The organism is Hydrogenophaga sp., assembly GCF_030158645.1.
Taxonomy (GTDB): domain Bacteria; phylum Pseudomonadota; class Gammaproteobacteria; order Burkholderiales; family Burkholderiaceae_C; genus Hydrogenophaga.
In genome coordinates this window covers 18,294-27,665 of sequence record NZ_JAOASO010000148.1, presented here as the reverse complement: position 1 = coordinate 27,665, position 9,372 = coordinate 18,294, and the positions used below count along the sequence as shown (strand labels likewise).

Annotated in this window: 9 protein-coding genes; all 9 read right to left on the bottom strand. The window is 65.7% G+C overall.

Annotated elements, in window-relative coordinates:
• Positions 1–335 (bottom strand): Mur ligase domain-containing protein (locus Q1W68_RS15800; protein ID WP_300653234.1); only part of this gene is annotated, 335 nt, incomplete at its 3' end.
• Positions 332–1,843 carry a UDP-N-acetylmuramoyl-L-alanyl-D-glutamate--2,6-diaminopimelate ligase gene (locus Q1W68_RS15795; protein ID WP_300653236.1) on the bottom strand — a complete coding sequence of 504 codons (1,512 nt, stop codon included), beginning with the start codon at positions 1,841–1,843 and terminating at the stop codon, positions 332–334. The genes Q1W68_RS15795 and Q1W68_RS15800, both read right to left, overlap by 4 nt.
• Positions 1,843–3,576, bottom strand: a complete 1,734-nt coding sequence (locus tag Q1W68_RS15790) for a penicillin-binding protein 2 (RefSeq protein ID WP_300717074.1) — start codon at positions 3,574–3,576, stop codon at positions 1,843–1,845. Before Q1W68_RS15790 ends, Q1W68_RS15795 begins: the two co-directional genes overlap by 1 nt.
• Positions 3,573–3,869: a cell division protein FtsL gene (ftsL, locus tag Q1W68_RS15785; protein ID WP_300717073.1), complete on the bottom strand. Its 297-nt coding sequence runs from the start codon at positions 3,867–3,869 to the stop codon at positions 3,573–3,575. Before ftsL ends, Q1W68_RS15790 begins: the two co-directional genes overlap by 4 nt.
• Positions 3,866–4,792 carry a 16S rRNA (cytosine(1402)-N(4))-methyltransferase RsmH gene (gene rsmH, locus Q1W68_RS15780; RefSeq protein ID WP_300717072.1) on the bottom strand — a complete coding sequence of 309 codons (927 nt, stop codon included), beginning with the start codon at positions 4,790–4,792 and terminating at the stop codon, positions 3,866–3,868. Before rsmH ends, ftsL begins: the two co-directional genes overlap by 4 nt.
• 5 nt (positions 4,793–4,797) lie before the next feature.
• The gene (gene mraZ, locus Q1W68_RS15775) at positions 4,798–5,223 is read right to left on the bottom strand and encodes a division/cell wall cluster transcriptional repressor MraZ (protein ID WP_300660137.1); all 426 of its coding nucleotides are present in this window, start codon (positions 5,221–5,223) and stop codon (positions 4,798–4,800) included.
• Positions 5,224–5,545: 322 nt separating this feature from the next.
• On the bottom strand, positions 5,546–6,880 hold the full coding sequence (gene hslU / locus Q1W68_RS15770) for an ATP-dependent protease ATPase subunit HslU (RefSeq protein WP_300717071.1): 1,335 nt from the start codon (positions 6,878–6,880) through the stop codon (positions 5,546–5,548).
• Between the two features lie 7 nt (positions 6,881–6,887).
• On the bottom strand, positions 6,888–7,436 hold the full coding sequence (hslV, locus tag Q1W68_RS15765) for an ATP-dependent protease subunit HslV (RefSeq protein WP_300652766.1): 549 nt from the start codon (positions 7,434–7,436) through the stop codon (positions 6,888–6,890).
• A gap of 84 nt (positions 7,437–7,520) precedes the next feature.
• Positions 7,521–9,356, bottom strand: coding sequence for an STAS domain-containing protein (locus Q1W68_RS15760; protein ID WP_300652764.1), 1,836 nt, complete (start codon positions 9,354–9,356; stop codon positions 7,521–7,523).
• Between the last annotated feature and the right edge of the window lie 16 nt (positions 9,357–9,372).

Here is a 9,372-nt window from a genome sequence, read left to right as displayed (position 1 = left end):
TTGCCGTTGCTGCCGGTCACGGCGATCAGCGGCAGATGGAACTGCTGGCGCCACACGTGCGCGAGTTCGCCCAGCGCGCGGCGCGTGTCGGGCACTTCCACGCCGGGCAGTCCGGCGTCCGCCAGGCCGCTGTGGGCGATGGCGGCCACGGCGCCCTGTGCGGCCGCCTGTGGCAAGAAGTCGTGGGCGTCGAAGCGCTCACCCTTCAGTGCGACGAACAGGTCGCCGGGCTGCAGGCTGCGCGTGTCGGTGTGCACGCGGGTGATGGCCACGTCGGGCTGACCGACCACGCGGGCGCCGCTGAGTTGATGGAGCCACTGGCCGATCGTCTTCATGCGGGAGCTCCCTGCGCCGCGCGGGCGGCCAGCGCCTGCCGTGCGTGAACCAGATCGGAGAACGGCGTCTTCACGCCTCGGACGTCCTGGTAATCCTCGTGACCCTTGCCGGCGATCAGCACCACGTCGGCGGCTTGCGCACGCGCCACGGTCATCGCGATGGCGGCCGCCCGGTCGGGCTCGACCAGGGCAGCCCCCGGATTCGTCAAACCCGACACCATCTGGCCCAGGATGTGAACCGGGTCTTCGCTGCGCGGGTTGTCGCTGGTGAGCACGGTGTGCGCCGCTTCGCGCTCGGCCGCAGCCGCCATGAGCGGGCGTTTGCCGGCATCGCGGTCGCCACCACAGCCCACCACGACCCAGAGTGTGCCGTTGCGCTGGGTCGCCAGCGGTTGAAGGGCCTGCAGCGCTTTCTCCAGCGCGTCGGGCGTGTGGGCGTAGTCCACCAGCACCAGGGGTTGATCCGCGGCGGCCACCTCGGCCTGCTCCATGCGACCCGGGACCGGGGTGAGCGCGCCGCAGGCCTTCACGGCTTGCTGCAGCGACACGCCCAGCGCGCGCGCCGAAGCCAGCACACACAGCAGGTTGAACACGTTGTAGCGCCCCACCAGCGGCACCTGCAAGCCGTGCCGGTCCAGCTCGGCGCCTTGCGCGTCCCGCTCGACCACGTAGAAGGCCATGCCGGCGTGGGTGAACCGGATGTGCGCCGCGTTCAGGCGCGCGGGCGATTCGATGCCCACGGTCCACAGGTCCAGCGCCTGCGAGGCGAGCCGGGTGGCCAGCTTGCGGCCCTGGCCATCGTCGGTGTTGACCACGGCACTGGCCAGACCGGGCCAGTCGAACAGCGCGGCCTTGGCGTCCCAGTAGGCGTCCATGCTGCCGTGGAAGTCCAGGTGGTCCTGGGTGAAATTGGTGAACACGGCCACGCGCACCCGCGTGGCGTTCAGACGACCTTCGACCAGGCCGATGGACGAGGCTTCGATGGCGCAGGCCTTCAGGCCTTCGTTCACAAATGCGCGCAGCTGCTGCTGCAGCATCACCGGGTCGGGCGTGGTGAGACCCGTGGGCGTCAAGGGGGTGCCGGGCTGGCCCATGCCGAGCGTGCCGACCACGGCGCAGGGACGCGCACAGACCGAGAGCAGCTGCGCGGTCCACCAGGCGCAAGACGTTTTTCCGTTGGTCCCGGTGATGGCGAGCACGTCCAGCGCAGCGCTGGGGTGGCCGCTGAATTCGCCGGCAATGGCGCCGGCCAGGGTCTTGAGATCGGGCACGGCGAGCACGCGTGGGTCTTCCAGGCCAAAAGCCTCCACACCGTCACGCTCGACCAGCGCGGCCACGGCGCCCGAGGCCAGCGCGGCGTTCACGTAGCGCCGGCCATCGGTGGCTGCGCCGGGCCAGGCCACAAAACCATCACCCGGCTGCAGGCGGCGGCTGTCGCACTGCAGCGCGCCGGTGACGCTCGCACGCAACCAGTCTGCGATGTCTTGGGGCCGGGACAGCGTCTGCATCAGAACGATTCCTCGACGACGTCGGTGACGATCTGCGGTTTCACGGTCATGTCGGGCTGCACACCCAGGATGCGCAAGGTCTGCTGCACCGTTTCGCTGAACACGGGCGCGGCCACCAGACCGCCGTAGTAAGCGCCGTTGCCGGGCTCGTCCACCATCACGGCGACCACAATGCGCGGCGATTCCACCGGCGCCAGCCCCACAAAGAAGCTGCGGTATTTCTTGTCGGCGTAGCCCTTGCCTTCCTGCTTGCGTGCGGTGCCCGACTTGCCACCGACCGAGTAACCCATGGTCTGCGCGCGCGAGCCGGTGCCGCCGGGGCCGGCGGCCATCTGCAGCATGGTCCGCACCGCGACCGCGTTCTTCTCGCTGAACACGCGCACGCCGCTCACCGGCTCGCTGGACTTCTGCAGCGTCACCGGGATCAGCTCGCCGTCCCGCGCAAACACGGTGTAGGCCTGCGCCAGCTGAAACAGCGAGGCCGAGAGGCCGTAGCCGTAGCTCATGGTGGCCTGCTCGATCGGGCGCCAGGTTTTGTAGGGACGCAGGCGGCCCGTCACGGCGCCGGGAAACGGCACCTGCGGCTTCTGCCCGAAGCCGGCCTGGGCATAGGTTTCCCACATTTCCCGCGGGCTCATCTGCATGGCCAGCTTGACCGTGCCGACGTTGCTCGATTTCTGGATCACCTGCGCGACGGTGAGCACATCGTTGGGGTGTGAATCGCTGATCGTGGAACCACCGATGGTGATGCGGCCCGGCGCCGTGTTGATCGGCGTGTTGGGCGTGACCATGCCCTTGTCCAGCGCCAGGTTGATGATGAAGGGCTTCATGGTCGAACCCGGCTCGAAGCTGTCGGTGAGCACGCGGTTGCGCAACTGCTCGCCGCTGAGGTTCACACGCCGGTTGGGGTTGTAGCTGGGGTAGTTGGCCAGGGCGAGCACTTCGCCGGTCTGGGTGTCGAGCACCACCACACTGCCCGCGCGCGCCTTGTGCGTCTGAACCGCTTCCTTCAGCTTCTGGTAGGCGAAGTACTGCACCTTGCTGTCGATGGAGAGCTGCAGATCGGGGCCGTCCACCGGCGGCACCACGTCGCGCACGTCTTCCACCACGCGGCCCAGCCGGTCCTTGATGACGCGGCGCGAACCGTTTTTGCCCGAGAGCTGCTGGTTGAACGCCAGCTCCACACCCTCCTGGCCGCGGTCTTCCACGTTGGTGAAGCCGACCACGTGCGCCGCCGCTTCGCCTTCGGGGTACTGGCGCTTGTACTCGCGGCGCTGGTGAAACCCTTTGATGCCGAGCGCGGCGATCTCCTTGGCCACGGGCTCGTCCACCTGGCGCTTGATCCACACAAAGGTCTTGTCGTCCACCGCCAGGCGCTTGCGCAGGTCGGCCAGCGGCATCTCCAGCAATTTGGCGAGCTGGCGCAGCTTGGGGTCGGCGCGGTCCACGTCTTCGGGAATCGCCCAGATGCTTTGCGCCACCACGCTGGAAGCCAGGATGAGACCGTTGCGGTCCAGCACACGACCCCGGTTGGCCGGCAGCTCCAGCGTGCGGGCAAAGCGCACCTCACCCTGGCGCTGGAAAAAGTCGTTGCCGAACACCTGAACATACGCTGCGCGCCCGGCCAGCCCCGCAAACGCCAACGCGAGCGCCGCCACGATGAACTTGCTGCGCCACACCGGCGTCTTGCTGGCCAGCAGCGGACTGGCGCTGTAGTTGATGCTGCGGCTCATTTGGCAACCGCCTCCGCTGGCACCGAGGGCTCGAACACCGTCACGTACTGCGTGATACCCGGCGTCACCGGGCGCATCTGCAACTGGCGTGTGGCGAGCTGTTGCACGCGCGCCGGCGTGGCCTGCGCGCGCTTTTGCACCTGCAGCTGTTCGTGCTCGGACTCCAGCTTGCGCGTCTGCGCCTGCGTGCGGTCGAGCGCAGCGTAAAGCCGGCGCGATTCGTACTGGGTGTGCACCAGATAGAACGCACTGGCGATCACGGCGAGCAGCAACACGAGGTTCAATCGAATCATGGCGCGGCCTCCGTGCGTTCAGCCACACGCATCACCGCGCTGCGCGAACGCGGATTGCCTTTGACCTCTTCGTCGGAGGGCATCACGCGCTTCAAGCCCCGCAGTGCCATGGGCGCGGGTTCGGCAAACGGCACGCGACGGTCCACCACGGCGCGGGAATGGCGGGCCATGAACTGTTTGACCATGCGGTCTTCGAGCGAGTGGAAGCTGATCACCACGAGATGTCCTGTGGGACGCAAGACGTGCAGGCTGGCTTCTAGCGCTTGTTGCAGCTCTTCAAGCTCGGCGTTGATGAAAATCCGAAAAGCCTGAAATGTGCGCGTTGCAGGGTCCTTGCCCGGCTCGCGGGTTTTGACCGCGCCAGCCACGACTTCGGCCAGCTCACGGGTGGTTCGAAAAGGGCCCCGTTCCTGTCGGCGACGATCAATCGCCTTTGCAATCGGTTGAGCAAACCGTTCTTCGCCATAGTCACGGATGACCTCCGACAGGGTTGAAACTTCGGCCGTTTCCAGCCACTGCGCCACGCTCTGGCCGCGCGTGGTGTCCATGCGCATGTCCAGAGGGCCATCGTTGCGAAAAGAAAAACCCCTCTCGGGGTCGTCGATCTGGGGTGAGCTCACACCGAGGTCCATGAGCACCCCGTCCACACTGGCCGCACCCAGTTCGCCGAGGTGGGCAAAACCCTCGTGGCGAATGGTGATGCGCGCATCGTTGGCGGCCAGCGCCTGCGCGACCTGCACCGCTTGCGGATCTTTGTCGAAGACGGTCAGCCGCCCTTGACGGGACAGCTGCTCGAGGATGAGGCGCGAGTGGCCGCCGCGCCCGAAGGTGGCGTCCACATAGTGACCGTCCGGGTTGATCGCCAGTGCTTGCACGGCTTCGTTCAACAGGACGGTGTGGTGAATCCATGCGCCTTGCACCATCGCCCTTAAAAAGAAAAGTCCTTGAAGACATCGGGCATGTCGGCCTTCATGGCTTCGGCTTCCTGGGCGGCGTACACCTGCGCGTCCCACAGCTCGAAATAGGCGCCCATGCCGAGGAGCACGACATCTTTGGTGATGCCGGCACCGGCGCGCAACTCGGGCGAGACGAGCACGCGGCCGGTGCCGTCCATCTCCACATCCATGGCGTTGCCGAGAAAAATGCGCTTCCACCACTGGGCCTGCATGGGCAGCGAGGCGATGCGATCACGGAACTGCTCCCACGCGGTGCGCGGGAAAATCATCAGGCAGCCGTGCGGGTGTTTGGTGATGGTGAGCTGACTCGCAGCCGCGCCCAGGGCGTCGCGGTGCCGGGTGGGCACCGAGAGACGACCCTTGGCGTCGAGACTGAGAGAAGAAGCACCCTGGAACACCGCGATCAATCCTTGGAAAACACTTTTCACCACTTAAATGCACTTTTTTCCACTTTATCAGGAAAACCCAGGTGCGCAACTCAGCGGATGGAAATTTTTTCCAATGAAATCAACCACTTAGGATACATTTTGAAGCTGTTTGTGAGCCAAAAATGCATTAAAAGCAAGCACTTACAACCGGCTCTGAATGTGATGCTTCAAAACCCTGCCGCGTTCGGGGTCGTCCAGAAGGGTTCCAGCAGGGGGATGGGCCGACCAACGGCGTGCGCTGGTGGCCTCGGGCGTCCTCGGACCTGGCTGGGGTCCGGACGGGCCCATGCGCTCAGAGGATGTAGCGCGAGAGGTCTTCGTTGCGGCTGAGCGCGGCCAGGCGCCCGTTCACATAGTCCGCATCGATGGTGATGGTCTGGCCTTGGAGCTTGGTGGCATCGAAGCTCACCTCGTCCAGCAGGTGCTCCATGACGGTGGCCAGGCGGCGCGCGCCGATGTTCTCGGTGCGCTCGTTCACATCGCAGGCGATCTGCGCCAGCTGGCGGATGCCCTCCGGCGAGAACGCGAGCGTGACGCCCTCGGTGGCCAGCAGCGCCTGGTATTGGCGCACCAGCGAAGCGTGGGTCTGCGTGAGGATGGCCTCGAAGTCGTCGACCGACAGCGACTGCAGCTCCACCCGGATGGGAAAGCGGCCCTGCAGCTCGGGAATGAGGTCGCTCGGTTTGGCCAGGTGGAAAGCGCCGCTGGCGATGAAGAGGATGTGGTCGGTCTTGATCACGCCGTACTTGGTCGTCACGGTGGTGCCCTCCACCAGCGGCAGCAGGTCGCGCTGCACGCCTTGGCGCGACACCTCGGCACTGCCGGAGTCGCTGCGCGAGGTGACCTTGTCGATCTCGTCGATGAACACGATGCCGTTCTGCTCCGCGTTGTGCAGCGCGCGGGTCTTGATGTCGTCTTCGTTGACCAGCTTGCCGGCTTCCTCGTCGATCAACAGCTTCATGGCCTCGCCGATCTTGAGCTTGCGCGTCTGGCGCTTGCCCGCGCCGATCTGGCTGAACATGCCACGCAATTGTTCGGCCATGTCTTCCATGCCGGCCGGGCCCATGATTTCCATGGCCGGGCGGGCTTCCAGCAGATCGATCTCGATCTCGCGGTCGTTCAAATCCCCCTCGCGCAACTTCTTGCGGAAGTTCTGGCGCGCCGTGCTTTCCGGCAGCGGCACCACATTGGCCACCGGCTCGGCACTGCGGGCTGGCGGGATCAGGATGTCGAGGATGCGGTCTTCGGCCGCGTCTTCGGCGCGCACGCGCTGCTTGCGCATTTCCACCTCGCGCGTCTGCTTGATCGCGATTTCGGCGAGGTCGCGGATGATGCTGTCCACGTCCTTGCCCACATAGCCCACCTCGGTGAACTTGGTGGCCTCGACCTTGATGAAGGGCGCATCGGCCAGCCGGGCCAGGCGGCGCGCGATCTCGGTCTTGCCCACACCCGTGGGGCCGATCATGAGGATGTTCTTCGGCGTGATCTCGGGCCGCAGCTTCTCGTCGACCTGCTGGCGCCGCCAGCGGTTGCGCAGCGCGATGGCCACGGCGCGCTTGGCACCCTTCTGGCCGATGATGAAACGGTCGAGTTCGGAGACGATCTCTTGTGGGGTCATTGAAGACATGTGGGAGTCAATCCAGCGTTTCGATCGTGTGGTTCATGTTCGTGTAGATGCACAGTTCACCCGCAATGCCGAGCGATTTGCGCACGATGTCTTCGGCGCTGAGCTCGGTGTGGTCGAGCAGGGCCTTGGCCGCAGCCTGCGCATAAGCGCCACCCGACCCGATGGCCACGATGCCGTGTTCGGGCTCCAGCACGTCACCGTTGCCGGTGATGATCAGCGACGCACTCTGGTCGGCCACGGCGAGCATGGCCTCCAGGCGGCGCAGCACGCGGTCGGTGCGCCAGTCGCGCGTGAGCTCGATGGCGGCGCGCACGAGATGTCCCTGGTGTTTCTCCAGCTTGGCTTCGAAGCGTTCGAAGAGTGTGAAGGCGTCGGCGGTGGCGCCGGCAAAACCCGCCAGCACCTTGTCGTGGTGCAGCTTGCGCACCTTGCGGGCCGTGCCCTTGACGATGATGTGGCCCAGGGTGACCTGGCCATCGCCACCAATGGCGACCTGCACACCGTCGGGCGTCTGGCGGCGCACGCAGACGATGGTGGTTCCGTGAAATGATTCCATGGATGTCAGTTGGGGTTGATCCCGGCGCCTGCAACAGCGCCCGGCGTCGTTGTTTGAAACAACGTGTGAGACCCGCGCCGCAGGTCAGTCGTTGCGGACCACGACTTTGGCGTATTCGGTGATGCCGATCACGTGGAAGAAGGCCGACACCAGCCGGTGCGCATCGACGAATTGCACCAGGCGGCGTTCGGCGTGGTGTTGCGAGACCCAGTTGAGCAAGGTACCCGCTGCGGAGAAGTCCACCCGGATCAGGTTGCGGCAGGAAATGATGAGCACATCAGCCCCCACCAGGCGTCGCTCCAGCATGTCCAGCGTGGCCTGTGGATCGCCCCGGATCTCACCCGACAGCTCCACCATGCCCAGCTGGTTGAATTCGGACGACTGCCCCTCCAGCACCGATTCGCTGGGGTAGGCCGAGGGCACCGACTCCAGCACGGCCTCGCCCAGAACCGATTGACCCGCTTCATCGGACCGCTCGGCAGCGATGGACGTGACGTGGCAACGGGGCCTTTCCCAACCGGGCGGCGACACCTCGTAGGTCACGCAGAAATCGAGCGCGGTCAATTCGAACTCGTCCGGCCGGTTCATCACCCGAAGGACCGCCATGCGCAGCTCCCACCAGAGCTGCTCCACATCGCGCCGACCCGAGGGTGTGCAACTCTTGAGGAGATCCCGGAACACCGCAGAACCCATGAACCGAAGTTCCACATCCTGGTCGCCCCAGAGGGTGAAGATGCCCAGCAACGCCCGCGCCGCCTTGAGATCCATGGACTCCATGGGTGTCCAGTCCAGCACCCAGGGTTGCTTGGCGCGCAGCAGGACGTTCTGCAGGGTGCCGACTGCGTGGGCATCCAGTTCGGCTTCACTGACCCAGACCGCACGGTTGTTGCTGGCTGTGGGGGTGAACGTTTTGCCCGTCATCGACGAGACCGTCTCAGGCATGTCGTACCACTGCGGAGCCGACCGGTTGAAGCGGTTGACGAAGTCGACCGCGCGGCTCTCGAACGGTGCCAGCTGGCCCGTTGCCCGGTAAAGATCGAACAGCGCCAGCCAGTCGTCAATCTGGTCGGCTTTCGAGCCACCTTCGCCGAGCACCTCCATGAGCCCTTGCTCAGCCCCGGCGTCATCACCGTTGGCGAACCGGATGGCGGCTTCTTCGACATCGGGATCCTGAACGATCTCCTGCACGTCGAGCGAATAGAAATGGGATGCGGAGAAGCCTCCTCCGCGCGAGTTCGCACTGGCGAGCTCACTGGGCTGCGTGGGCGCCATCAGACCCGTGCGCGCCGGACCGGCGGGTGTGCTTCTGCCCGGTGCTTCCTGCGTGGACGGTGGGTTGCGCGCCTCGTGCGGCACGCTGGCGGCCGCAGCGATCGGCGACTTCACGGCCACCGGCAGGGCTGCCGGCTCGGTTTCGTCGTACTGAGCCTTGCGCTGACGCGCCACGGCATCGGGCGCAGTGCCCGCCGCCGGCGTGTCTTCCTTGGTCTTGAGTGGCGTGCCGCCGGTGCTGTGTGCGCCGGTGTTGAGGCTGGAGCCGGTGCTGACCAACGAATCGGGACCCTTGGTCTTCCACCACTGCATCGACATCTGGGCTTCGATCTCGTCGATCTTCTTCAGCGTCTCGGCCCGATCATCGGGCTTGGAAGGCAAACTGCTCTGGAAGAACGAGGGCCGCATGCCCGGGCCTTCGGGGCTGGTGCCCTCGCGGCTGCGGATCTTGCGCAGCATGTCGAACTCGCGCTTGCGCACGAAATCGTTGCGCCGCTTGCGCTCGATCATTTCCTTCAGCGCCGCCTTGCTGTACTCGCTCTCGCGGTCGGCCTGGCGGGTGTCCAGATCGGCCCAGCTCGTGGTCGGATGGCGCACGAACTTCACCACCTTGGAGAGGAAGCCGCCGTTGGAATCGTCCTTGGACATGGATCAGTGGGTGCCG

What these genes read in the sequence shown, in the direction of transcription:
- Q1W68_RS15795 (WP_300653236.1), bottom strand. Translation starts at nt 1,843, where the DNA reads ATGCAGACGCTGTCCCGGCCCCAAGACATCGCAGACTGGTTGCGTGCG.
- Q1W68_RS15790 (WP_300717074.1), bottom strand. Translation starts at nt 3,576, where the DNA reads ATGAGCCGCAGCATCAACTACAGCGCCAGTCCGCTGCTGGCCAGCAAG.
- ftsL (WP_300717073.1), bottom strand. Translation starts at nt 3,869, where the DNA reads ATGATTCGATTGAACCTCGTGTTGCTGCTCGCCGTGATCGCCAGTGCG.
- rsmH (WP_300717072.1), bottom strand. Translation starts at nt 4,792, where the DNA reads ATGGTGCAAGGCGCATGGATTCACCACACCGTCCTGTTGAACGAAGCC.
- hslU (WP_300717071.1), bottom strand. Translation starts at nt 6,880, where the DNA reads ATGTCTTCAATGACCCCACAAGAGATCGTCTCCGAACTCGACCGTTTC.
- hslV (WP_300652766.1), bottom strand. Translation starts at nt 7,436, where the DNA reads ATGGAATCATTTCACGGAACCACCATCGTCTGCGTGCGCCGCCAGACG.
- Q1W68_RS15760 (WP_300652764.1), bottom strand. Translation starts at nt 9,356, where the DNA reads ATGTCCAAGGACGATTCCAACGGCGGCTTCCTCTCCAAGGTGGTGAAG.